This window comes from Pseudomonas sp. UF-293 (assembly GCF_058245595.1).
The window spans coordinates 477,239-501,325 of record NZ_JBSICA010000002.1 but is presented as its reverse complement, the minus strand read 5'-3'; the positions used below and the strand labels follow the sequence as shown (position 1 = coordinate 501,325).

The window sequence follows — 24,087 nt, the reverse complement described above, 5'->3', positions numbered from 1 at the left end:
CCGCCACGGTAAAGGTCCGCGCCGCCGACACCGGATTACTGCCGTACAACGCCTTGACCGTGATGCTGTGAGCGCTGGCGCTCAGTGCCGACAACGGCAACGTCCAGTTACCGCTGGCGTCGACTGTCACAATCGGTGTGATAGGCGTAATGCCGTCATACAACTGCAGTGTCAGATGGGAGCTGGCCGTGCCCTTGACCGTTACACTGTTGTCGAAGGTAATGCCCTTATCGGGAATTAACTCACCCCTGGTATCAGTAACCGAATTGATCACAGGCACTACTATCTCAACGATCAACAGCGCCAGTGTGGCCGAGTATTCATAGCGTTGCGAGGCCGCACGCCACAGCACGTAGCGCACATCAACATATTGCCCGATGTTCGACGTGACATATTCCTTGTCGACCCTGAAACGCACAGGTTTGCCCGCACTGACGGTGGTAATCGGCAGCCAGTCGCTGGTACTGGAGAACGGATTGGGACTGCGCCAGTAATAGGTCAGCACGTCCTTATCAAGCGTCTTCGCCTCGCCGATCAGTAGATGAACGTTGTCGAACACCTTCGACGGATCAAGCACATCCCCCGGCGGTTCAGCCTCCTCGACCACAGGTTTGGGTAGCGTCGCCCGGATCTTCCCGACCTTGGCCAGCAAGCGCTCGGATTCTCTGACGTCGAGAAGACCCGGTGCATCGTTGGCGACCACGTAGTAAAGATCCAGCGTGCCGTTTTCGAGCACAGTGATGTGCTCGGCGTCGACGTATAGCGTGACCAGGCCTTCCCGGGCCTCGTTCTCGCTGACGATATGCGCAACCTCATGCAGATAGCCGTCGCCGTTGGACTGGATGCCGGACCATCTCATGCAGATCAGGTCGCCATTTTTCATGACATAGCGCACATCGACTGTGGCGAAACGTTCGTCCGGTTCGAGGGTATCGCCCAGCAGTTCGCGAATGTTCGGCTCGGGCAGCATGTTGACGTCGCCCTCTACCGTTGCAAACGCGCGCTTGGAGGAGAGCGGGTCGCCGCCGTCCTTTTTATAGAGAATATAGGAGACGTCGGCGCGGCCCAGAACGATAGCCCTGATCAAGTCATAGGGGACCTTGATTTCCAGCACTGAGGGAACGTTGGTGATCTCACGGGATTCGCAGTAGTAGATGGGTTCAGCGTTACGCGCCGGCCGCCCGATGAAGGTCATGTGCACGTTATCGCCGAGACTGAAGTCCTTGCTACTGACATGAATCTGCACGGTGACCGGCTGCTTGTTCAAATCCCTGATAGTGATGACGCCATTGATGGCTTCCTTGATGAACGGCGGTTCCAGGCGCCAGCCGCCGGCGTCGATATCGACATAAGTGCGTTTGGAGTGACGGTCGGCCCAGTTCCACGTTTCGTCATTGATGTCGTATCTGATTTCCCGCTGTAAACCGTCTCCAGCGCGGAGAATGTCTGCCTGTTCAATGAGGATTTCAATCGGTTGTCGGTTTTCGGCTTGCTCCTGCGTGATGAGGTGAGCAGGAAGCAAATGATCGCCAACAAGCAGGCGGACCTTATCGTTGCGGGTGCAAAAAACGTAGTGGGGGATGGTGGCCAACACGCCTTTTTTTGCCCATTCGGCATCGATCACGCCCTGTTCAACCACCTCGGGCGGCAATTGCACGATGTTCAATTCCGAATGGCCGTCCTCTTTATGCGGTTCCTTGTCGAAGTTCCCCGGCTTGTACAGTTTGATCATTATCCGCAAGGACGCCGACGGGGGCTCGGCTTCGGTTTCACCCACTCGGGTCAGCACGTAGTGGCAATCCTCGGCCCACCCGGACTCTGCAGGCGTCGGCAAGTAGAAGAACACCCGCTGATCGACTTCGTCGGCCGTCACGAATCGTTCGAGTACTTTCGCGCCGTTCCACCAGATATCCAGCCTGTCACCCTCGCTCATCACTGGCAGATAAGGATTGATCACGCACAGCAAACCTTCGGGGTCGTCGGTTGCCACCTGGATGTTGATGCCGCCATCGCCGTCTTGTACTGGTTCCAGCAACCCTGGAATCAGCAGCGGGCGCAGGGCCAGTGTGTCGTTGCCTTCCTTGATGGGCGGGAAGCGGAAGTGCTGGTGAGAAGGCATCAGGCGAATCCTCTGCAAGAGCGTTGAGACGTCGTGTAGCGACGTTCAAGGCCGACGAAATAATGAAATTCCGACGGGCCTGCAGATGCGGGGCATTTGGCGTACATGGCGTGCACTCCGGTCGGGTGATGGAGTGATTGAATCTGTGTTGATGTATTTGCACACCTGTCAAACCTGACAGGTATCGATGGGTTTCAGATGAACGGTAGACTTAAGGAATCGAGGCTGAAAAATGGCTAGTGGGCAAACCGCCTTTGAGTCGATCCGTGCGCCACCTTAACGGGGTTCTCTCGCTGGGAACCCATTCCAGGTATGGGAGGAATACGCACGCTGACGGGGATTGCGCTGTTGATCATGCTCGGCGAACTGGCGGTGAATCGGGTGCTGGATAATCTGGAGTTGCGGCAGTAACGCTGCGTCACGCTTATCGATCCCACGCTTCGCGTGGGATCGATAAGCGCAGTACTTGGCTACTGCGCAGTCAGTATCTGCTTGGTCGTGATTTCGCCGAAAGCCAGCTGATTGCGATCGACATACTTCACGCCACGAAGTACCCATTGCCCTTCAACCTCGACGAGGTCTTCATGCATGTACATAAGAACGACCTTGGTCACAGGGGCAGTGATATCAGGAGCGGTGAGGTCACTTTGCAACAGGTTTAACGCCCAATGAAACTGCAATAGAGGTAAATCTGCGATCTTGATCGTTCGACTTTCGTCCACCAGTCGCAAATCCCTGCTTGCAGTGACGCGCAACTTTTCCCCGACCACCTCAAACCCAGGCTTGCTGTAGCGTACCGCCAACTCAACACCGGTGACCCATTGATCCATGTAATAACGTGGCGATGTGAACAGCTCGAACAAGGCCATTTTGTCGCGAATATTCCCCGCACTATCGAACAGATAGTTGTAGGAGTAGTGGTAAGCCAATCCGTCCAGTTCAGGCCTGATGGCATTGACCGGGTTGTTCAGATAACCGGGGATATAGACGTTGGCCATCTGCACGAAGTGGGTGAAGTCGAGATCAAGATCAAAGCTCACCGTATAACGTATGAACCGCTCTTTGGGGTTTTCCTCCAGTTGCCCTGAAACGTAGTCCAGCGTCATTCCTTCGAGTTTTTTATAGATTCGCTCTGCCATGATCTTTGCCTCTGCGCCCAGGGATTATTCCCACGTGCATAGCAACGCGGCTGCAGAGCGGCGTCTAGTGTCAAACTTGACAGGTTCAGAGGTTTTCCAGACAGACGGTAACCGTCAGGAATCGCGCCGCAGATCCGGCGGAATCGGCAAATCATCCTTGAGCGGATCCGGCCGCTTGCCCTTGCCCGCCTGGTGTTGGCGGATCTGATAGACGTAGGCCAATACCTGCGCCACTGCCAGATACAGCCCACCAGGAATTTCCTGCTCAAGCTCGGTTGAGTAATAGATCGAGCGCGCCAGCGCCGGCGATTCAAGCAGCATGACGTTGTTGGCCACTGCGATTTCGCGGATTTTCAGGGCGATGAAGTCGCTGCCCTTGGCCAGCAGCACCGGCGCGCCGCCCTTCTCTGAGTCGTACTTGAGCGCGACGGCGTAGTGGGTCGGGTTGGTGATGACCACGTCGGCTTCGGGAATCGCTGCCATCATGCGGCGCTGGGACATTTCGCGCTGGGTCTGGCGAATGCGTTGCTTGACCTCGGGGCGGCCCTCCTGATCCTTGTGCTCGTCGCGCACTTCCTGCTTGGTCATCTTGAGTTTCTTCATGCTCTCCCAGATCTGCACCGGCACGTCGACCGCGGCGATGATGATCAGACCGCAGGCCAGCCACAGCGTGCTCCAGCCCACCAGCAAAACGCTGTGAATGATCGCCATGTCCAGTGGTTCGTGGGCGATGCGCAGCAAGTCGTCGACATCGGCGGACAACACCAACAGCGCCACGCCCAAGGTAATCAGAAACTTGGCCAGTGCCTTGAGCAGTTCGACCACAGCCTTGAACGAGAACATCCGTTTGAGGCCGGCGGCGGGGTTCATCCGGCTGAATTTGGGCGCCAGGGAGCTTGCGGCGAACAGCCAGCCGCCGAGGGAGATCGGCCCGATGATGGCGGCGAGCAACAGGGTGATCATCACCGGCTGAATCGCCAGCAAGGCGATCAACCCTGACTCCAACAGAAACCGGCCCATGGCGCCCTGGTCCATGACCACTTCGCGGGACAGGGTGAAGTTCAGGCGCATCACGTCCATCATTTCTTGCGCAAGCATGCCGCCGAAAATCAGCAGCGCAGAGGCACCGGCCATCATCACGGCGAGGGTATTGAGCTCTTTGGAACGGGCAATCTCACCCTTCTCACGGGAGTCCTTTTTGCGTTTCTCCGTGGGGTCTTCTGTTTTGTCCTGACCGCTCTCGCTCTCTGCCATGACTCAGCGCGCCCGTGCCAGTTCGCGTAGCAACTGCAAGGCCTCGCTGGCCAGCGGTTGATACTGGTTGAGAATGTCCGCAAGGCCGACCCAGACGATGAACAGGCCGAGCACCAGGGTCAGCGGAAAACCGATCGAGAAGATGTTCAGTTGCGGCGCGGCGCGGGTCATCACGCCGAATGCGATGTTGACCACCAACAGTGCGGTGACGGCCGGCAACACCAGCAGCAGCGCGGCGCCGAGGACCCAGCCGAGTTTGCCGGCCAGTTCCCAGTAATGCTCGACCATCAAACCGCCGCCGACCGGCAGCGTGGTGAAGCTTTCAGTGAGAACTTCGAACACTACCAGATGGCCGTTCATCGACAGGAACAGCAGCGTCACCAGCATGGTGAAGAACTGCCCGATCACCGCCACCGAAACGCCGTTGGTAGGGTCGATCATCGAGGCGAAGCCCATGCCCATCTGGATCGCAACAATCTGCCCGGCAACGGCAAATGCCTGGAAGAACAATTGCAGGGAAAAACCCAGTACGGCGCCGACCAGAATCTGCTCGCCGATCAGCAGCAAGCCGCTGAGATCCAGCGGGCTGACGGCGGGCATCGGCGGCAGCGCCGGGGTGATGACCACGGTGATCGCCACGGCGAAATACAGGCGCACGCGGCGCGGGATCAGGGTGGTGCCGAACACCGGCATGACCATCAGCATCGAGGCGACGCGAAACAGCGGCAACATGAACGACGCCACCCAGGTGCTGATCTGGGTGTCGGTCAGCTGAAGCAGCGATTGCATGGCTTAGCCGATGACCATCGGAATGTTTTTGTACAGCTGGATGATGTATTCCATGAACGTCTGCACGATCCACGGACCGCCGATGATCAGGGTCACCAGCATCACCAGAAGACGCGGCAGGAAGCTCAGGGTCTGTTCGTTGATCTGCGTGGCGGCCTGGAACATCGACACCAGCAGGCCGACCAAAAGGCTCGGCACCACCAGGATGGCGACCATCATGGTGGTCAGCCACAGGGCTTCACGAAAGATATCGACCGCGACTTCCGGCGTCATGGCGAAACACCTCCAAAACTGCTGGCCAGAGTACCGATGATCAGCGCCCAGCCATCGACCAGCACGAACAGCATGATCTTGAACGGCAGCGAGATGATCAGCGGCGAGAGCATCATCATACCCATGGCCATCAGCACGCTCGCCACCACAAGGTCGATGATCAGGAACGGAATGAAGATCATGAAGCCGATCTGGAACGCAGTTTTAAGCTCGGAGGTTACGAACGCCGGCACCAGAATGGTCAGCGGCGCCTGATCCGGGCTGGCAATGTCGGTGCGCTTGGACAGGCGCATGAACAGCTCCAGATCGCTGCTGCGAGTCTGCGCGAGCATGAAGTCCTTGATCGGCACCTGGGCCTTTTCCACCGCTTGCTGGGCGGTGAGGGTTTCGGCCAGATACGGTTGCAGCGCGTCGTTGTTCACCCGGTCGAACACCGGCGCCATGATGAACAGCGTCAGGAACAGCGCCATGCCGGTGAGGATCTGGTTCGACGGCGTCTGTTGCAGGCCGAGGGCCTGACGCAGGATCGAGAAGACGATGATGATCCGCGTGAAGCTGGTCATCAGAATGACCGCCGCCGGAATGAAACTCAGCGCGGTCATGATCAGCAGGATCTGCAGACTGACCGAATATTCCTGCGCGCCGTCGGCATTGGTGCCCAGCGTGATCGCCGGGATCGACAACGGATCGGCGGCCAACGCCAGCGGCGCGGCCAGCAACAGGAGCAGCGTCAAGACGATGCGGAGCGCACCCATTACTTCGTATCCTTTTGGTCCTTGCCGAGAATTTTCAGCAGATGCTGGGCAAATTCCGGCGTCGCTTTTTCGCTGGCAGTTGGGACTTCGACCGGCTCTTTGAGCACATGCAGCGCGGTGATGGTACCGGGGCTGAGGCCGAGCAGAATCTGCTCGTTGCCGACCTGCACCAGCATCAAGCGGTCACGCGGGCCGAGCGCGCGCGAACCGATCAGCTCGATCACCTGGCCCTTGCCCGCCGGCCCCGCCTGCTGCACGCGGCGCAAGAGCCACGCGAGGAAGAAGATCAAGCCCAGCACCAGCAGCAAACCGAACACCAGTTGCGTCAACTGACCGGCCACGCCGCTGTTGACCATCGGCGCGGTGGCGGCAGGCGCAGCGGTGGTTGCGCTCGGCTCGGCAGCCAGCACGCTCAACGGCCATGCCAGCAGCACCCAGAGAAACCTTTTCACTCAGCGCAGCTTCTTGATGCGTTCGCTTGGGCTGATCACGTCGGTCAGGCGGATGCCGAACTTCTCGTTGACCACCACTACTTCGCCGTGAGCGATCAGCGTGCCGTTGACCAGCACGTCGAGCGGTTCACCGGCCAGACGATCGAGCTCGATCACCGAACCCTGGTTGAGTTGCAGCAGGTTGCGGATGTTGATGTCGGTGCTGCCGACTTCCATCGAGATCGACACCGGGATGTCGAGGATCACGTCCAGGTTCGGACCGTCGAGGGTCACCGGATCGTTGTTCTTCGGCACGCTGCCGAACTCTTCCATCGGCAGACGGTTGGAGCTGGAAGTACCGGCGTCGGCGGCCAGCAGTGCATCGATGTCAGCCTGGCCGGCATCACCGGTTTCTTCCAGGGCCGCAGCCCATTCATCGGCCAGTGCCTGGTCGTCCTGCGCGTTCATATCGTCGTTCATCATGTGTCCTCGGCGGGCAACAATTCGGTTAAATACGGGGGTGAAAAGCGCCGCCTCAGCGACGCTCGATCGGCTCGATCACCTGCAACGCGAGGTTGCCTTTGTGCGAGCCCATCTTGACCTTGAAGGCCGGCACGCCGTTGGCGCGCATGATCATGTCTTCCGGCATCTCGACCGGAATCACATCGCCCGGTTGCATGTGCAGGATGTCGCGCAGCTTCAACTGGCGGCGAGCCACGGTGGCACCGATCGGCACGTCGACATCGAGCACGTCCTGGCGCAGCGCGTTGACCCAGCGCTCGTCCTGATCGTCGAGGTCGGACTGGAAACCGGCATCGAGCATTTCCCGCACCGGCTCGATCATCGAGTACGGCATGGTCACGTGCAGATCGCCGCCACCGCCATCGAGTTCGATGTGGAAGGTGGAGACTACAATCGCTTCGCTCGGGCCGACGATGTTGGCCATGGCCGGGTTCACTTCCGAGTTGATGTACTCGAAATTGACTTCCATGATCGCCTGCCAGGCTTCCTTCAGATCGACGAAAGCCTGCTCGAGCACCATGCGCACCACACGCAGTTCGGTCGGGGTGAATTCACGCCCTTCGATCTTGGCGTGACGGCCGTCACCACCGAAGAAGTTGTCCACCAGCTTGAACACCAGTTTGGCGTCGAGGATGAACAGTGCGGTGCCGCGCAGCGGTTTGATCTTGACCAGGTTGAGGCTGGTCGGCACGTACAGCGAGTGCACGTATTCACCGAACTTCATCACCTGCACGCCACCGACAGCCACGTCCGCCGAGCGGCGCAGCATGTTGAACATGCTGATGCGGGTGTAGCGGGCAAAGCGCTCGTTGATCATTTCCAGAGTCGGCATGCGTCCACGGACGATGCGATCCTGGCTGGTCAGGTCGTAGCTTTTGACACTGCCGGGTTCGGCAGCATTATCGGTCTGTACCAGACCATCATCGACGCCATGCAACAGCGCATCGATTTCATCCTGGGACAGCAGATCCTGCACGGCCATGTCGTGTTCCTACTGCAGTACGAAATTAGTGAAAAGCAACTGTTCGATGACCACTTTGCCCAGTTCTTTCTGCGCCACTTCCTGGACGCTGGCGGTGGCCTTCTGGCGCAACATTTCTTGGCCGACCGGGGTCGCCAGTGTGGCGAAATCCTGACCGGAGAAGAGCATCACCAGATTGTTGCGGATAACCGGCATGTGCACTTTGAGCGCGTCCAGATCAGCCTGATTACGCGCCAGCATGGTGATGCTCACCTGCATGTAGCGCTGACGGCCGTTCTGGTTGTAGTTGGCCACGAAGGCCGGCGCCATTGGCTCGAAAATCGCCGCTTGCTTGCCGACCGGCGCTGCTTCTGCGGCCTCGGCAGGCTTGCTTTGCGCGCCGTGCATGAAGAACCAGGTCGCCCCGACGGATGCACCAATAGCCACCAGCAACGCCAGCACGATCACGATGATCAGCTTGAGTTTGCCTTTGGTTGCGGGGTCTTTTACTGCTGCAGCTTCGCTCTTCGCCATGCCAATAATCCGTCACTAATCGGGGGTTTCACAGTTGCACGGCAAGGCAAGAGCAAGTGTTATGCCAGAAGTGTCAGCGCGTCATCTGAACGGCGCCATAAACAAATGTGGGAGCGAGCCTGCTTGCGAAAGCAATGTGTCAGTCAACATATAGGTTGAATGTCACACCGTATTCGCGAGCAGGCTCGCTCCCACATTGGTATTGCGTTGTATCAGGCGTAATAGTCGACCGCGCTGGTGCCGATCACGCTAGTCGTTTGAGCCGCGACTTCCGCCACGCTGGCCGGAGCCAACTCTTCATCTACCGAATCAAGGCGACCACCCGCAGCGCTGGTCCGGCCACTCTGGCCCTGCTGCGCCTGTTCCTGGCCCTGCTGACCCTGCCAGCCACGGTTCTGGTCGGCGACGTTGACGTCGACCTGGCCCATGCCCTGCTGGTTGAACATGTCGCGCAGGCGGTGCATCTGGCTGTCGAGCGCTTCACGCACGCTCGGGTGCGCGCTCATGAAGGTGACCTGGGTCTGCTGATCGGGAACCATGTTCACGCGGATATCCAGACGCCCAAGCTCTGCCGGCTGCAACTGAATGTCGGCGGCTTTGAGGTTGACGCTGGACAGGTACATGACGCGGTTGACCACTTCTTCGGTCCAGCCGCTCTGGTGCATGGCGATCGGCTGATTCACCGGCAGCGCATTCGCGGTTTTTGGCGTTGCGGCCTGCGTGAGTGCCGCCAGACGGTTGGCGAAGTCATCGACACGGGTGTCGCTGGTGGCGGATTTCAAATCTTTCAAACCATCATCGATCAGCCCGCTGAAAGCTTTTTCGCCGCCCTGACTGGTGCTGTCCTTGTCGGCCTGCACGTCGAGCATGCTGGCCATGCCGGCGGCAAAGTTCTGCGCGGCGGTCAATTCACCGTCGGCCTGAGCTTGAGCAGGCGAGGCTTTCGGCTGCGCCTGACTGGCGGCGGAAATATGTCCGCCCTGCTCCATCGCCATGCGCACCGCCGGCATCGAGTCGAGCGGGTCTGCCGACGGATCGAAATCGCTGTCGGTGGCCGCCGGATCTTTGACCATGCCCGGCAAGGCCGCCAATGCAGGCGTTTCGGTTTCCGCCTGGGCTGGCGTTGCGGCTACCGGTGCCTGCACAGCAGGCGCTGCCACCAACGGCTGGACGACTTGCGCCAGAGCCGGATCAAGGGCCGGGTCTACAGGCGCGGCATCGGCCACAGGGGTTTGTACAGTTTCAGAGGTGTCATCGGCAGTGGCTGTCGCGTCATCGCTCGCCGCCGCTTTGTCGGCTGGCAACGCTTTGCCGCTATCGGCAACTGCTGGCTCGGGCGCGGCAGACTGGTCTTTGCCGATATCCTTTTTGCCGCTGCTGTCAGCGACTTTATCGCGTGCCGGTTTGACTGAATTATCGGCGCTTGCGGCAGGCTTGGCCGGCGCCTGATCGGCAAACACTCTGGCGAAGCTGGAAGCCTTGTCCCCGGCGTCTGCGGCCATTGCCGACGATTTGGCAGAGGCGGCTTGCGCCTTGGCCTGGGCGGCGGTCTGAAGAAGAATGTTGGGGGTCGCAGGCATGACACGGTCTCCGCTGCACTGGATCGTAGGTACAGTTGAGCAAGTAGACTGCAAGTGCCGGGCCAGTTTGGCCAGACACTTGCGAAAAGCGCCGGACGGCAGCTTCAGTGGATGTGGGCGTGGTGCTTTTCGCTTTCGTACACCGGGCGTACTTCGGCGAATTCAGCATGGATATCGGCGACTAGCTGAGCGAGCGCTTCCGGACTTTTGTCCTTGGCATTCGACTCAAGGTCCTGGCACAACCCAGCCAGTCGAACCGCGCCCATGTTGCTGGCGCTGCCCTTGAAGCTATGCGCTACATCGGAAAGCACTTTGGCGCTGGTGCTGTCCTGCAACTCGTGCAGGCGACTTTCCGAGTCTGCCAGAAAAGTCTCGAGCAACTCCGGATAACCGTCCTCCATCACCTCGCGCAAGGTGTCGAGAACGTCACGATCTACATGTGGGTCAGTCACTTGCTCACTCCTTGATCAAGAATGGGCGGATTATGCCTCAATCTCCCAGAAAAACTCCACGCTGGCACTACGACCTTGGTCCGACCAACTGGCGTTGCGCCCCAGTTGCCGGATCAGGCTGATGCCGCGTCCCGACAAGCGGACGTTATCCAGCGGCCGCTCCATGACCCGCGCCACATCAAAACCTTCGCCGCTGTCTTCGACCCGGATGACCAGACGCCCGCCCTCGCCCTGCGGTTGCACCTGCAAATGCACGCGCACATAACCATCCTGCAGCGACTCCAGCCGCGCGGCGCGCATTTCATAGTAACGGGCGAACCCCGTCGCATCGCACTTGAGACGCGAGTCGAGCCCCAGCACGCCATGCTCCAGCGCATTGGAATACAACTCGGCGATCACGCTGTACAGCGCCCCGCTCTGCGGACGCAGGCCATGTACCTCGAGCAGCAATTGCAAGAGAAACGGCAACGGATTGAAGCGCCTGAGCGTGGCACCGCGAAACTCGAAACTGGCCGACCAGTCCAGCGGGCACGACTGGCCGCTGTCGGAATACACCGGCGCCGCGCCGTGCGCCTGCGCCGACTCGACAAGGCTGACCTCGACCATGCTCACGTCATCACGGGCCTGCCCGCGAAAATCGCGCAGCGCCTGTTCGATGTCCTCGAACAACCGATCCGGCTCGCGGTTGGCAGCAAAGACCTGCTGCAAGCGCTCGACGCCGAACAACTGATCATTGGCATCGCAGGTATCAATCACCCCGTCCGACAGCAGAAACACCCGGTCATCAACGGCCATCGGATACACATCCGTTCGGTCATCGAAGGCCTGCGCACTGAGAATTCCCAGGGGCAAATGCCGCGCCGGCAAAGGCACGCGCTCGCCGCTGGCCATGCGGTGCAGGTAACCGTCAGGCATGCCGCCGTTCCACACCTCCACCGAGCGGCTCTGAAAACTCAGGCAGAGCAACGTGGCGCAGCAGAACATGTCCACCGGCAGGATGCGCTTGAGCTTGGCGTTCATCTCGCGCAGGGTCTCCGTCAACCCGTAGCCCTTGGCGGTCATGCCGTAGAACACCTCGGCCAGCGGCATCGCCCCCACCGCTGCCGGCAAACCATGCCCGGTGAAATCGCCGAGCATGACGTGCATGTCACCGGCGGGCGTGTACGCCGCGAGCAACAAGTCGCCATTGAACAGCGCGTAAGGCGATTGCAGGTAGCGGATATTCGGCGCACTCAGGCAGCCGGAATGGGCGACCTTGTCGAACACCGCTTTGGCCACACGCTGTTCGTTGAGCAGATAGTCGTGATGCCTGGCGATCAGGTCGCGCTGTTGCAAAACGGTCGCCTGCAGACGCCGCAAGCGATCCATCGCCTTGATTTTGGCGGCAAGGATCACTTGGTTGTACGGCTTCGCCAGAAAATCGTCACCGCCTGCCTCAAGACAACGGGCCAGCGCTTCGCTCTCGCTCAGCGAGGTGAGGAAGATGATCGGCACCAACGCATCACCCGCCAGCGCCTTGATCTGCCGTGCCGCTTCGAAGCCGTCCATCACCGGCATCAGCGCGTCCATCAACACCAGATCGGGTTGCTGCTCCTTGAACGTATGGACCGCCTCGGCACCATTGCCTGCCGTCAGCACCTGATGGCCCTGACGACGAACGATGGTCGACAGCAGCAGCCGGTCGGCGGCGCTGTCTTCGGCGATGAGAATGGTCAGCGGCTCTTGCGCCTGCATGGGCGTCAACTGATATCGAAGAGTTTGTCGAAGTTGGAAATCGCGAGGATTTTCTTCACATCGGAACTGCTGTTGACGACGCGGATATCCGACTCGTCGCCGCCGGCGTGATCACGCAGCAGGAGCAGCATGCCCAGCGCGGAGCTGTCGAGGTAAGTGGCTTCTTTGAGATCGACCACAATGGATTCGGGCTTTTTGTCGAGCCGCTCATAAGACTCGCGAAATTCCTGATGGCGACCGAAATCGAACCGGCCTTTGACCGCGATCGTGAGCTTTTTCTTGTCTGGAGAAACTTCTGTAACAACTGACATTGACTGGCTTCCTTGTCATTGACGAACCTGTACAAGGTTTAGCAGCTGGATAGGGTTGGGGCAAGGCGCAACAGTGGAACAAGTGTGGGAGCGAGCCTGCTCGCGAAGGCATTCTGTCAGTTGACTACAGGATTGACTGACACGGCGCATTCGCGAGCAGGCTCGCTCCCACAGGGTTTGGCGGTGAGGTTTAGAAGGCATCACGCCGTGGCAAACGCTGTGACAGTTCATCGAGCAGCTTCTGCTCGCGCTTGTCTTCAAGGCGTTGCGCCTCGTCGCGATAGCGCTGCACCAGTTTGCGCAAACCCTCGACGCGGGCGAACGCCTGTTGCCACTCTTCACGCGCCTTGTCGAGCTTGTTCTGATGCCAGACCAGGCTCTGCCGTTGCTGGTCGACGGCGGTATCGAGTTGCGCCAGAAAGCCCTGAAACCCCAGCAGCCATTGCCCGGTCACGCCGGTGCTGCCGCGCACGATCCACTGCTGCGAGTAATCCAGGCGAAAGGCATTGAGGTCGGCCAGCTTGCTTTCAGCAACTTTGACCTGGCCCTGAAAGTAGGCGAGGCGCTGCACGGCGGCTTTCTCGGCCTTCTCGGCCATGTCCACCACCGGTGCCAGGCGCGCGGCGCGGCTGACAGCCATGGCCGGTTACCCGCCCGCCGCAGGGGCGAACAGGGTTTCCAGATAGGCCTGGCTTTCACCCAGATTGATTTTGTCGTTGAGGCCCTGGCGCTGATACCTGACCAACTGCGGTTGCAGGGAAATCGCCAGATCGGTCTCGCGATCACCACCGGCCACGTAGGCACCGACGCTGATCAGATCGCGGCTCTGCTGATAACGTGACCACAGCTGCTTGAAGTACTGCGCGCGCTGCATGTGATCCGGCGAAACCACGGCCGGCATGACCCGGCTGATCGACGCTTCGATGTCGATCGCCGGATAGTGACCTTCCTCAGCCAAACGTCGCGACAGCACGATGTGGCCGTCGAGTACGCCGCGCGCCGAGTCGGCAATCGGGTCCTGCTGGTCATCGCCTTCGGAAAGCACGGTGTAGAACGCCGTGATCGAACCGCCACCCTTCTCCGCGTTACCGGCGCGCTCCACCAGTTTCGGCAGTTTGGCGAACACCGATGGCGGATAGCCCTTGGTTGCTGGCGGTTCGCCGATGGCCAGAGCGATTTCCCGCTGGGCCTGGGCGAAACGGGTCAGCGAGTCCATCAGCAGCAGAACGTTCTTGCCCTTGTCGCGGAAATATTCGGCGATGCGCGTGCAATACATCGCCGCGCGCATACGCATCAGCGGCGCATCGTCCGCCGGCGAGGCGACGACAACCGAACGCTTGAGTCCTTCCTCACCGAGGATGTGCTCGATGAATTCCTTAACTTCGCGACCACGCTCACCGATCAGGCCGACGACGATGATGTCGGCCTCGGTGAAGCGGGTCATCATGCCCAACAGCACCGATTTACCGACACCGGTACCGGCGAACAGACCCAGACGCTGGCCACGGCCGACCGTCAGCAAACCGTTGATGCAACGGATGCCGACGTCCAGCGGTACGCTGATCGGATCACGGTTGAGCGGGTTGATTGTCGGGCCGTCCATCGGCACCCAGTCTTCGGCTTTCATGCCGCCCTTGCCGTCCAGCGCGCGGCCGGCGCCGTCAAGAACACGGCCGAGCATGCTCATGCCCATCGGCAGACGGCCGGTATCGGCCAGCGGCACCACGCGGGCGCCCGGAGCAATGCCGGCGACGCTGCCCACCGGCATCAAAAAGACTTTACTGCCGGAAAAGCCCATGACTTCCGCTTCCACCTGGGACGGGTGGTAGCTGTCGTCATTGATCACCATGCAGCGGGTGCCCATCGCGGCGCGCAAGCCTTCGGCTTCGAGGGTCAGACCGACCATGCGCAGCAGCCGACCTTCAAGGATCGGCGCGCCGGCAATCTCGGTGGCCTCGGCGTAGGTGCTCAGGCGCTTGGCGAAACTGGTGCGTTCAAGGCGCATCGCTGGCGTCCGCGCGCGGCTCGTCGGGGGCGACAGCCGCTGGGGTGTCTTCAGGAATGTCCAGACTCAAGTCAGGCGCTGCCGGATGGAGGGCCTGCTCGTGCAACTGGTCGAACAGTTTGGCCATGACCTGAGTCACCCGCGATTCAACGCTGGCGTCGATGCGACTGTGTTCGGTTTCAACCCGGCAGCCGCCCGGCAACAGCGACTCGTCTTCGACGATGCGCCAGGTTTCTTCGTGGCGTTCGCGCAGGGCTTTGACCTGGGCGAAATCCTGCGGATTGACGTACAGGCGCACGTTTTCCACGCCCAGCGGCAGCAGCTTGAGAGCATCGCGCATGACGTGTTCGATCTGCGTCGAATCGATGGCCAGTTCGCGCTTGATCACCTGCTTGGTGATGTGTTGCACGAGGTCGACCAGCGACTTTTCAATCTGTGTGTCTTGCTCGGCGATCGGTTCGAACAGGTTGGCCATCAACAGCTCAAGGCTGGCGACTTTCGCCGCCAGCGCGGTTTCGGCTTCCTGACGGACCTTCAGCGTGGTGCTGTGAAAACCTTCCTTTTCGCCGATGGCGAAGCCCTCGTTGTAAGCCTCCTGACGGATGCTTTCGAGTTCTTCCAGGGTCAGTGGCTGGACTTCTTCCAGCGGCACTTCTTCCATTTCCGGCGGCTCGGGCTCGGGTTCCGGCTCGGGCTCCGGTTTCGGCGGGTCGAAGCTGGGCAGCGCCCAGGATTCGAAGCCGCGAACATCACGGGCGCGGATCAGATCCGTCACAGACTCGTCAGGCTTATCCATGGGCTTAGATCATTTCCTCGCCGCCCTTGCCACCGAGCACGATCTCGCCGGCTTCGGCCATACGGCGGGCAATGGTGAGGATTTCCTTCTGCGCGGTTTCGACGTCGCTGACGCGCACCGGGCCTTTCGCCTCGAGATCGTCGCGCAACAGTTCGGCGGCACGCTTGGACATGTTCTTGAAGATCTTCTCTTTGACGCCTTCGTCCGACCCCTTGAGGGCGAGCACCAGCACGTCCGAAGACACTTCGCGCAACAGCGCCTGAATGCCACGGTCGTCGACGTCGGCGAGGTTGTTGAACACGAACATGAGGTCTTCGATCTGACCGGACAGGTCTTCGTCGACTTCGCGGATCGAGTCCATGAGCTGGCCTTCGATCGAGCTGTCGAGGAAGTTCATGATGTCGGCCGCACGCTTGATACCACCCAGGGTGGTGCGCGAGGCGTTCGAGTTGCCGGAGAACTGCTTCTCGAGAATCTGGTTGAGTTCTTTCAGGGCTGCCGGTTGCACGGTGTTCAACGACGAGACGCGCAGGATGATGTCCAGACGCACTTTGTGGTCGAAGTTGCCGAGCACCTCACCGGCCTGATCCGGGTCGAGGTACGCGACCACGATCGCCTGGATCTGCGGGTGTTCGTAACGGATCACGTCGGCAACAGCACGCGGCTCCATCCATTTCAGGCTGTCGAGGCCACTGGTGTTGCCACCGAGCAGGATGCGGTCGATCAGGCCGTTGGCCTTGTCTTCGCCCAGGGCCTGGGTGAGCATCTTGCGCACATAGTCGTCGGAACCGACGCCGAGGCTGGTCTGATCGCCGACGATGTCGACGAACTCGCTCATCACCTGCTCGACCTGCTCGCGATGGACGTTGCCCATCTGCGCCATGGCCACGCCGACGCGCTGAACCTCTTTAGGGCCCATGTGGCGCAGCACTTGCGCAGCATCGGTCGAACCCAGGGACAGCAGCAGAATCGCGGCTTTGTCGACCTTGGTCAGTTTGACGGTAGCGGCTCGGTTATCACTCATCTGCGTTAATCCACTCTTTCACGACCTGAGCCACGCGACCCGGGTCTTCAGCTACCAGACTCTTGATTGCATTCAGTTGCGCGTCATAACCCTCGCTCGGGCTCGGCAACAGAATGCTCTGCGGACCACCGAGGCTCACGCGGTCGTTGGCCAGTTCGCCGTCCAGGCCGCCCATGCCACCAAGTTCCACGTCGCTGCCCAGACCGGCCAGCTCCTTGCCTTTGCCACCGCCGGTGATGTTGTTGAGCACCGGACGCAGCACACCAAACACCAGTACGAGGATGAACAGCACACCCAGCACTTGTTTGACGATGTCCCAGAACCATGGCTGGGAGTAGAACGGAATATCGGCAATCACTTCGCCGCGTTCGGCGGAGAACGGCATGTTGATCACGCTGACGCTGTCGCCACGGCTGGCGTCGAAACCGACGGCGTCCTGCACCAGACGCGTGAAGCGCGCCAATTCGTCGGCGCTCCACGGCGCGCGGCTGGTTTCGCCGTTGGCCGGGTTGATCTTGACCTGATCGTCGACTACCACCGACACCGACAGGCGATTGAGACGGCCCTGCTGCTGCTTGGTGTGGCTGATCGAACGGTCGAGTTCGAAGTTCTTCGTCGATTGTTGACGCTTGTCGGCCGGGTATGGCGCGAGCATCGGCTGGCCGGTGGCCGGGTCCATGATCTGCTGACCGTTGGCGTCAACCAGTGGCTGACCCGGCTGGATCATCCCGGCCGGTGCGGCGGTGCCACCGGTGGTCTGCGGCGCCGAGGCTGGCGACGGTGGCTGGTTGCTCAGGGCACCCGGCACACCTTGCGGACCATTGCTGGCGGTGCGTTGTTCGTTGACCGACTGCTCGCTGCGCAACGCCGGTTGGTCCGGGTTGAATTGCTCGGCAGTCGATTCGACGGCACTGAAATCGACGTCGGCCGAAACTTCAGCCTTGTAGCGATCGTTGCCCAGTACCGGTTGCAGAATGTTGTGCACGCGCTGGGTGAGCATGCTTTCCATGCGGCGGCTGTAATCGAACTGCTTGCCGGCCATGGTCATTTCCGAGTTCTCCGCCTGATCGGATAGCAGGTTGCCCTTCTGATCGACGACGGTGATCTGCGATTTGCTCAACTCGGGCACCGAAGTCGCCACCAGGTTGATGATCGCCACCACCTGACCCGGCTCCAGCGAACGCCCGCTGTACAGCTCGACCAGTACCGAAGCGCTCGGCTTGCGCTCGTCACGGACGAACACCGAACTCTTCGGAATCGCCAGGTGCACGCGGGCACCCTTGACGTTGTTCAGGCTGGAGATGGTCCGCGCCAGTTCACCTTCGAGGCCACGACGATAACGGGTCGCTTCCATGAACTGGCTGGTGCCCAGACCCTGTTCCTTGTCGAGGATTTCGAAACCGATGTTGCCGTCGCTGGGAGTGACACCAGCGGCAGCGAGTTTCATCCGCGCACGGGACAGGTCGTCGGCCTTGACCAGCAAGGCGCCGGAATTGGGTTCGACGTTGTAAGGAATGTCAGCGGCGGCCAGGGTTTCCATGACCTGCTTGGCGTCCATGCCGGCAAGGCTGCCGTACAGTGGACGATAATCCGGCTGCTGCGACCACAGCACTACGGCAAAGCCAATCGCCACGCTCGCTGCCAGACCGACCAACAGGCCGACCTGACGCAGCATGGTCATCTGGGAAAGGTTTTCCAGAAAGGACAGGCCGAACAGCGGCGGTTTGCCGTCGATCGGGGTGGCCTTGGCCGGAACGTTATCAGCGACTGCTTCTGCCATGACTTATTTCGCCCTTAAACCGGCATCTGCATGATGTCTTGGTAAGCCTGGACCAGCTTGTTGCGCACCTGGGTCAGAGCCTGGAACGACACGCTGGCTTTTTGCGACGCAATCATGACGTCAGTCAGGTCGACACCGCTCTTGCCGATCTCGAACGCGTTGGCCAGTTGAGTCGACGCCTGCTGGGTATCACTGACTTTATTGATCGCCTGACCGAGCATGTCGGAAAAGCTGCTGCCCGCGATTTCAGGGACAGCGGCGGTCGATTTACGCGCAGACATGGCATCCACTTTCATGGCCTGCATGTCCATCATCAACCGATTAAATTCAATACCTTGGCTCATGGTCTACTCTCTTGGGCGGCCCGCAATTTTTTGACACTCACTCGGCGGGTACACAGGTATTAGCAACAAGGGTGCCAGCTCATGGGCACCCTTCTGAGAAAAGCATCTGGGATGTTTTGCAGCATCGGTCAGGTGGCGAACAGATAACCTTCGACATCCATCCCGGCATCGCGCATTTGCGCCAGTTTGTAACGCAGGGTGCGCGGGCTGATGCCGAGTTTTTCGGCGGCCTCCTTGCGGCGGCCACGCTCGGCGCGCAGGGTGTCGATGATCATCTGAAACTCCCGGCGGCGCAGGTCATCACCCAGAGCGCCGGAGGAATCTGCCTCGATTTCCACCTCGCGAATTACCGGCGCTGCGACCGGCAATGGGGCGAATGTCACCGCGCCGGTCAGGCAGAAATCCTGCGGCTGAATCAAGCCGCCCTGCTGCAGAATCAACGCGCGCTGAATGGCGTTGTCCAGCTCACGCACATTGCCCGGCCACGGATATGCGGTCAGGCAGGCCTGCGCTTCGGGCGACAGCTTCGCTGCGGCGTGCTTCATTTTATTGACGTGTTTGGCCAACAGCTTTTCCGCCAGCGGCAGGATATCGGCAGTACGTTCGCGAAGTGGACGCCAGGCCAGTGGGAAAACCGACAAGCGGTAAAAAAGGTCTTCGCGAAAACGCCCCGCCGCCACTTCACCGGCCAGATCGCGGTTGGTCGTGGCGACCACGCGAATATCCAGGCTGATCGGCTTGCGCGCGCCCACGCGCTCCACTTCCCGCTCTTGCAGGACGCGCAGCAACTTGGCTTGCAGGCCCAGAGGCATTTCGGAAATTTCGTCGAGCAGAATGGTGCCGCCATCCGCCTGCTCGAACTTGCCGGCCTGGGAGGCGATGGCGCCGGTGAACGAACCCTTCTCATGGCCGAACAGTGTGGCTTCGAGCATGTTGTCGGGAATCGCCGCGCAGTTGATCGCAATAAAGGGCTGACTGGCGCGCCGCGATTGTTGGTGAATGTAGCGCGCCAGCACTTCTTTACCGGTGCCGGACTCGCCGGAGATCAAAACAGTCGAGTCACTGCGCGCGACACGTGCGGCCAACTCAAGCAACTGCGCACTGGCCGGCTCAACGGCGACGGGGCCTTCCGCTTCGCCGGCGTCTATGCTGCCCAACGCATGCCGCGCGACCAGATCGAGCAATGCCTTGGGCTCGAACGGCTTGACCAGATAATCCGCCGCGCCTTGGCGCATGGCATCGACCGCACGTTCGACCGCGCCGTGGGCAGTCATCAGCAGCACCGGCAACTGCGGTTGGCGCGCGCGCAACAAGCCGAGCAACTGGTGGCCATCCATGCCTGGCATGTTGACGTCGCTGACCACCAGGCTGAAGGCTTGCTGTGCAACCGCCGTCAATGCTTCTTCGGCGCTGCCGACGGCGTGATAGTCGTGGCCGGCGAGCAGCAGCGTATCGGCCAGCGCCTCGCGCAACGAACGGTCATCCTCGACCAGCAACACCTTGATGCCCATGACGTTTATTCAACTCCCTGTGCAGCGGAAAACAGTGGCAGGCTGACCTGCGCGCAGGTGCCGCGCCCGACTCGCGAGCGCAGGGTCAATTCTCCCTGATGCGCACGGGCCACCGCTTTGACCACGGTCAGGCCGAGGCCAGTGCCGGTGACTTTGGTAGTAAAAAAAGGCTCGCCGAGGCGCGCCAAAACTGTCGGCTCAATGCCGCTGCCGCTGTCGCTGACACACAGACGCAGGGTGTTACCTCTGGTGTAGCAATGCACTTTCAGGCGCGCCTCGCCGGCGCTGGCCTGAATGGCGTTTTCAATCAGATTCAGCAGTGCGCCGACCAGCGTATCGCGGTTGCACAGCAGCTCGCCGGCATGGCTGTCGCACTGCCAGCGGATTGGCAGATCCTGCACATGGGTCAGCGCCGCAGCCTGCAGCGATTGCATCAACGCATCGGGGGTGAGGCGGTCGGTCAGCGGCAATTCACCGCGAGCGAACACCAGCATGTCACGCACTTGATGCTCCAGTTCGTGCAGACGCTCTTTCAGGCGTCCGGCAAAACGCTGCTGGGTTTGCACCGGCAATTGCTGTTCAGTCAAATGACTGGCGTAGAGCAATGCGGCGGACAGCGGTGTACGAATCTGATGAGCCAGAGACGCAACCATGCGCCCCAGCGAGGACAAACGCTCATGCCGCGCCAATTGATCTTGCAGGTGACGGGTTTCAGTCAAGTCGTTGAGCAGCACCAACTGCCCCGGCTCGGCGTCCAGCGAGCGGGTGGAGATCGACAAGCGTCGACCGTTCTTCAAGGAAATTTCGTGACCATCGTCTTCACGCGGAGCGAAGCAGCGTGCGATCACATGGCGCCAGAGTTCGCCTTCGAGTGGCGAGCCGAGCAAGTCGATGGCGGCCGGGTTGGCCTCGCGCACCAGACCGTGGCCGTCGATAACGATGACGCCGCCGGGCAATAAATCGAGGAGGTTTTGCAGGCGATTGGCCAGGCGTTCTTTTTCCGCCAATTCCTGCATGCGCTGGGCACTGACCACGGCCAGCTCACCCTTGAGTTCGGTGACTCGCGCTTCGAGCAGGCTGTAGGAGTCGGTCAGCTGGCTCGACATCTGGTTGAACAGCTGGAAGGCCTGCTCAAGTCCCTGACGACTTGCCTGCTCTACGGACGAGGGTTGCCCCACGATATTGGAGGCAGAAGAGATCTGGGCGGCTTGGGGCATTGGGCTCTCTCGCTTGGCTGACCGTCAGTGAAACGGAACGTTGCGAGGGCTATAGCAATACCCGTGCCTAAAAAAAACCGCTTATAAATGAAGCGCTTGAAAAACAGGCGTCAATCATCCGCCTGTTCATCTCCTCCAGCGCGACTCATACCGTACTTGCGCATCTTCTCGACCAGGGTCGTGCGACGGATGCGCAGACGTTCAGCGGCCCGTGCCACGATGCCATTGGCGTCGTCCAGTGCTTGCTGAATCAGGCCTTGCTCCAGACCACCGAGGTAGTCCTTGAGGTCGAGCCCTTCCGGCGGCAGCAACGCGTTGGCGCTGAAGTCAGGCGTATGGCCGTTGATCGCCACACGCTCTTCGAGATCGCTGCGCAGGCTGTCGACCATTTGCTCATCTTCGTCGTCGACGTAGCGGAATTTCTTCGGCAACTCGACCACGCCGATCACCCCGTACGGATGCATGATCGCCATGCGCTCGACCAGGTTGGCCAGCTCGCGGACGTTGCCCGGCCAGCCGTGACGGCACAGCGACATGATTGCCGCCGAGTTGAAACGGATCGAACCGCGCTTCTCGTGCTCCATGCGCGAGATCAGTTCGTTCATCAGCAGCGGGATGTCCTCCACGCGCTCACGCAGCGGCGCCATCTCGATCGGGAACACGTTCAAGCGATAGTAGAGGTCTTCGCGGAACGAGCCGATCTCGATCATGCTTTCAAGATTCTTGTGGGTCGCGGCAATGATGCGCACGTCGACGCTTTGCGTCTTGTTGCTGCCCACGCGCTCAAAGGTGCGCTCTTGCAACACGCGCAGCAGCTTGACCTGCATCGGCAGCGGCATGTCACCAATTTCATCGAGAAACAGCGTGCCGCCGTTGGCCAGTTCGAAGCGCCCGGCACGGCTGGTGATCGCACCGGTAAAGGCGCCCTTCTCATGGCCGAACAGTTCGCTTTCAAGCAGCTCTGCCGGGATCGCCCCGCAGTTGACCGGGACGAACGGCGCGTCGCGGCGCTTGGAGTGGTAATGCAGGTTGCGCGCGACCACTTCCTTGCCGGTGCCGGACTCGCCGAGGATCAGCACGCTGGCGTCGGTGTCGGCCACTTGCTGCATCATCTGCCGGACGTGCTGAATCGCACGGCTGGTGCCGACGAGGCTGCGGAACAGATTGGGTTCGCGATGACGGCCGCGTTCGCGGGCCTGATCGTACATTTCGCGGTAGACCTGGGCGCGGTGCAGCGAATCGAGCAATTTGCTGTAGCTGGGCGGCATTTCCAGGGTCGACAGCACGCGGCGACGCTGGTCTTCAGGCAGGTCAACGGAAGAATTATCGCCCATTAACAAAACCGGAAGGAACTCATCCCAGGTTGCGAGTGTCTTTAGCAAGCCCAAAAGCGCGCCAGGAGCATTGACCGTCCCGATCAGTACGCAAATGACCTCACGACTAGACGACAAAGAGCCGACAGCCTGCTGCCAGTCATGGCTGCCGCAGGGTAAATTTTCTTCGCCAAGAAAATTCAGAATCACCGCCAGGTCGCGGCGGCGGACGCTATCGTCATCGATCAGCAGAATTTTGGTTTCACGCCACATGCAATAGCAACTTCCCTAGTCAACTCAATGCCCGAAAAATGGGGCAAGCGAGACGCTTGCAGGACACCATGTGCCTGTAGACGCCCTAAACCTGATAATAGCCACTAGTTAAGTCAAAAAACCGTGCACAGTCAAATTTATGGCGCACATCTCTGGTTCAACTGACGGTTAATCAACCAAACAGATGGTAAACCTTTGCAGCCTTTTGCGCTTGGGTGATCTGCGACATCTCGTTGGCTATCGCCTGCCGCTCCCCCATTGCCACCTCAAGAAGCTCTTTGTAGACGAATAGCAGCTCCTCGAGGTTGTCGCGCAGTGCCACTTCGTCCAGCGAAGCTTCCGCCATGACGTCTTCCATGCAGGAACGGCAAGCCAGATCCAGCTCGCCGATGGCTTCCCAGTTCCGTTCGGCCAATGCTCCGACCAACGCCTCACGGGTATCGGCTATTCGCTGCAATACAAGACTCATGGTGATCTCCTTCAGAACTGCGGAGCCGGCACGGGCGCGATGGCGTCCCAACCTTCTTTGACCGTTGTCAGCAGGCCGGCGACTTCGTCGAGTACACGGGGATCGCTGCTGATGTTCGCCTCGGCGAGGCGCTTCATCATGTAGATGTACAGGCCATCCAGATCAGCCAGCGCCTCGGCGTTATTCTCAAGATCGAGGCCTTCGCGCAGGCCACTGACAATGCCGATGGCCTTGCTGATCGCCGTGCACTTGCCGGGAATATCGTTGCGCTCGATGGCGCCCTTGGCCTGCGCAATGCGGGCCAGGCCACCTTCCATCAACATTTGCACCAAACGGTGCGGGCTCGCTTCGGACGTCTGCGCATGGGCGCCGACTTTCTGGTACTGCCGAAGGGCTAACATCGGGTTCATGTTCTACCTCATTGCCACGTTGACTCGTATAACCAGTGTATCGCCAACCGGTTCGAAAACTTTAGATCAAAAGACAAAAACCCGGCGCACG

Annotated in this window: 24 protein-coding genes and 2 pseudogenes; 1 reads left to right on the top strand and 25 read right to left on the bottom strand. The window is 60.2% G+C overall.

Annotation, left to right across the window (positions count from 1 at the left end):
• Nucleotides 1-2,119: pseudogene (locus AC4IHP_RS04750) on the bottom strand (hypothetical protein); the annotation flags it as partial.
• A 324-nt stretch (nucleotides 2,120-2,443) separates the two neighbouring features.
• Here AC4IHP_RS04750 and AC4IHP_RS04745 point away from each other — a divergent pair.
• Nucleotides 2,444-2,530, top strand: a pseudogene (locus AC4IHP_RS04745) (DUF6124 family protein); the annotation flags it as partial.
• 59 nt (nucleotides 2,531-2,589) lie between these two features.
• Here AC4IHP_RS04745 and AC4IHP_RS04740 read toward each other — a convergent pair.
• From AC4IHP_RS04740 to fliS, 24 genes are all read right to left on the bottom strand, one after another.
• Nucleotides 2,590-3,258 carry a hypothetical protein gene (locus AC4IHP_RS04740; protein ID WP_490830987.1) on the bottom strand — a complete coding sequence of 223 codons (669 nt, stop codon included), beginning with the start codon at nucleotides 3,256-3,258 and terminating at the stop codon, nucleotides 2,590-2,592.
• Between the two features lie 114 nt (nucleotides 3,259-3,372).
• Nucleotides 3,373-4,512: a flagellar biosynthesis protein FlhB gene (gene flhB, locus AC4IHP_RS04735; protein WP_016771065.1), complete on the bottom strand. Its 1,140-nt coding sequence runs from the start codon at nucleotides 4,510-4,512 to the stop codon at nucleotides 3,373-3,375.
• A 3-nt stretch (nucleotides 4,513-4,515) separates the two neighbouring features.
• Nucleotides 4,516-5,301 carry a flagellar biosynthetic protein FliR gene (gene fliR, locus AC4IHP_RS04730; RefSeq protein ID WP_460117489.1) on the bottom strand — a complete coding sequence of 262 codons (786 nt, stop codon included), beginning with the start codon at nucleotides 5,299-5,301 and terminating at the stop codon, nucleotides 4,516-4,518.
• 3 nt (nucleotides 5,302-5,304) lie between these two features.
• On the bottom strand, nucleotides 5,305-5,574 hold the full coding sequence (gene fliQ / locus AC4IHP_RS04725; protein WP_016771067.1) for a flagellar biosynthesis protein FliQ: 270 nt from the start codon (nucleotides 5,572-5,574) through the stop codon (nucleotides 5,305-5,307).
• Nucleotides 5,571-6,329 carry a flagellar type III secretion system pore protein FliP gene (fliP, locus tag AC4IHP_RS04720; RefSeq protein WP_460117487.1) on the bottom strand — a complete coding sequence of 253 codons (759 nt, stop codon included), beginning with the start codon at nucleotides 6,327-6,329 and terminating at the stop codon, nucleotides 5,571-5,573. Before fliP ends, fliQ begins: the two co-directional genes overlap by 4 nt.
• Nucleotides 6,329-6,781 (bottom strand): flagellar biosynthetic protein FliO, encoded by a 453-nt coding sequence (fliO, locus tag AC4IHP_RS04715; RefSeq protein ID WP_024012109.1) that lies wholly within the window; start codon nucleotides 6,779-6,781, stop codon nucleotides 6,329-6,331. The genes fliP and fliO overlap by 1 nt, the downstream gene beginning before the upstream one ends.
• Entirely contained in the window at nucleotides 6,782-7,240 is a 459-nt protein-coding gene (gene fliN / locus AC4IHP_RS04710) for a flagellar motor switch protein FliN (RefSeq protein ID WP_016771070.1), read from the bottom strand.
• 55 nt (nucleotides 7,241-7,295) lie between these two features.
• Complete coding sequence (fliM, locus tag AC4IHP_RS04705) at nucleotides 7,296-8,264, bottom strand: flagellar motor switch protein FliM (protein ID WP_003222890.1); 969 nt, start codon at nucleotides 8,262-8,264, stop codon at nucleotides 7,296-7,298.
• 9 nt (nucleotides 8,265-8,273) lie between these two features.
• Nucleotides 8,274-8,777, bottom strand: a complete 504-nt coding sequence (gene fliL, locus AC4IHP_RS04700; protein WP_016771071.1) for a flagellar basal body-associated protein FliL — start codon at nucleotides 8,775-8,777, stop codon at nucleotides 8,274-8,276.
• Nucleotides 8,778-8,989: 212 nt separating this feature from the next.
• On the bottom strand, nucleotides 8,990-10,357 hold the full coding sequence (locus AC4IHP_RS04695; protein WP_490830986.1) for a flagellar hook-length control protein FliK: 1,368 nt from the start codon (nucleotides 10,355-10,357) through the stop codon (nucleotides 8,990-8,992).
• 104 nt (nucleotides 10,358-10,461) lie between these two features.
• A complete protein-coding gene (locus AC4IHP_RS04690; protein ID WP_460117483.1) occupies nucleotides 10,462-10,809 on the bottom strand; it encodes an Hpt domain-containing protein in 348 nt (115 codons plus the stop codon).
• Between the two features lie 30 nt (nucleotides 10,810-10,839).
• On the bottom strand, nucleotides 10,840-12,543 hold the full coding sequence (locus AC4IHP_RS04685; RefSeq protein WP_490830985.1) for an ATP-binding SpoIIE family protein phosphatase: 1,704 nt from the start codon (nucleotides 12,541-12,543) through the stop codon (nucleotides 10,840-10,842).
• A 5-nt stretch (nucleotides 12,544-12,548) separates the two neighbouring features.
• A complete protein-coding gene (locus tag AC4IHP_RS04680) occupies nucleotides 12,549-12,854 on the bottom strand; it encodes an STAS domain-containing protein (protein ID WP_039761180.1) in 306 nt (101 codons plus the stop codon).
• Nucleotides 12,855-13,044: 190 nt separating this feature from the next.
• Complete coding sequence (fliJ, locus tag AC4IHP_RS04675) at nucleotides 13,045-13,494, bottom strand: flagellar export protein FliJ (RefSeq protein WP_016771076.1); 450 nt, start codon at nucleotides 13,492-13,494, stop codon at nucleotides 13,045-13,047.
• A gap of 6 nt (nucleotides 13,495-13,500) precedes the next feature.
• Nucleotides 13,501-14,859, bottom strand: a complete 1,359-nt coding sequence (fliI, locus tag AC4IHP_RS04670) for a flagellar protein export ATPase FliI (protein ID WP_016771077.1) — start codon at nucleotides 14,857-14,859, stop codon at nucleotides 13,501-13,503.
• Complete coding sequence (gene fliH, locus AC4IHP_RS04665; RefSeq protein WP_460117478.1) at nucleotides 14,849-15,655, bottom strand: flagellar assembly protein FliH; 807 nt, start codon at nucleotides 15,653-15,655, stop codon at nucleotides 14,849-14,851. The genes fliI and fliH overlap by 11 nt, the downstream gene beginning before the upstream one ends.
• Before the next feature lie 4 nt (nucleotides 15,656-15,659).
• Entirely contained in the window at nucleotides 15,660-16,679 is a 1,020-nt protein-coding gene (fliG, locus tag AC4IHP_RS04660) for a flagellar motor switch protein FliG (RefSeq protein ID WP_016771079.1), read from the bottom strand.
• Entirely contained in the window at nucleotides 16,672-18,459 is a 1,788-nt protein-coding gene (gene fliF, locus AC4IHP_RS04655) for a flagellar basal-body MS-ring/collar protein FliF (RefSeq protein WP_400500403.1), read from the bottom strand. Before fliF ends, fliG begins: the two co-directional genes overlap by 8 nt.
• 14 nt (nucleotides 18,460-18,473) lie before the next feature.
• The gene (fliE, locus tag AC4IHP_RS04650) at nucleotides 18,474-18,803 is read right to left on the bottom strand and encodes a flagellar hook-basal body complex protein FliE (protein WP_016771081.1); all 330 of its coding nucleotides are present in this window, start codon (nucleotides 18,801-18,803) and stop codon (nucleotides 18,474-18,476) included.
• Nucleotides 18,804-18,931: 128 nt separating this feature from the next.
• Nucleotides 18,932-20,314 carry a sigma-54-dependent transcriptional regulator gene (locus AC4IHP_RS04645; RefSeq protein WP_460117474.1) on the bottom strand — a complete coding sequence of 461 codons (1,383 nt, stop codon included), beginning with the start codon at nucleotides 20,312-20,314 and terminating at the stop codon, nucleotides 18,932-18,934.
• 5 nt (nucleotides 20,315-20,319) lie between these two features.
• On the bottom strand, nucleotides 20,320-21,531 hold the full coding sequence (locus tag AC4IHP_RS04640) for a sensor histidine kinase (RefSeq protein ID WP_490830984.1): 1,212 nt from the start codon (nucleotides 21,529-21,531) through the stop codon (nucleotides 20,320-20,322).
• Nucleotides 21,532-21,641: 110 nt separating this feature from the next.
• The gene (locus AC4IHP_RS04635) at nucleotides 21,642-23,117 is read right to left on the bottom strand and encodes a sigma-54 dependent transcriptional regulator (RefSeq protein ID WP_041479014.1); all 1,476 of its coding nucleotides are present in this window, start codon (nucleotides 23,115-23,117) and stop codon (nucleotides 21,642-21,644) included.
• A gap of 172 nt (nucleotides 23,118-23,289) precedes the next feature.
• The gene (fliT, locus tag AC4IHP_RS04630) at nucleotides 23,290-23,586 is read right to left on the bottom strand and encodes a flagellar protein FliT (protein ID WP_016771085.1); all 297 of its coding nucleotides are present in this window, start codon (nucleotides 23,584-23,586) and stop codon (nucleotides 23,290-23,292) included.
• A gap of 11 nt (nucleotides 23,587-23,597) precedes the next feature.
• Nucleotides 23,598-23,996, bottom strand: a complete 399-nt coding sequence (gene fliS, locus AC4IHP_RS04625; RefSeq protein ID WP_460117470.1) for a flagellar export chaperone FliS — start codon at nucleotides 23,994-23,996, stop codon at nucleotides 23,598-23,600.
• Between the last annotated feature and the right edge of the window lie 91 nt (nucleotides 23,997-24,087).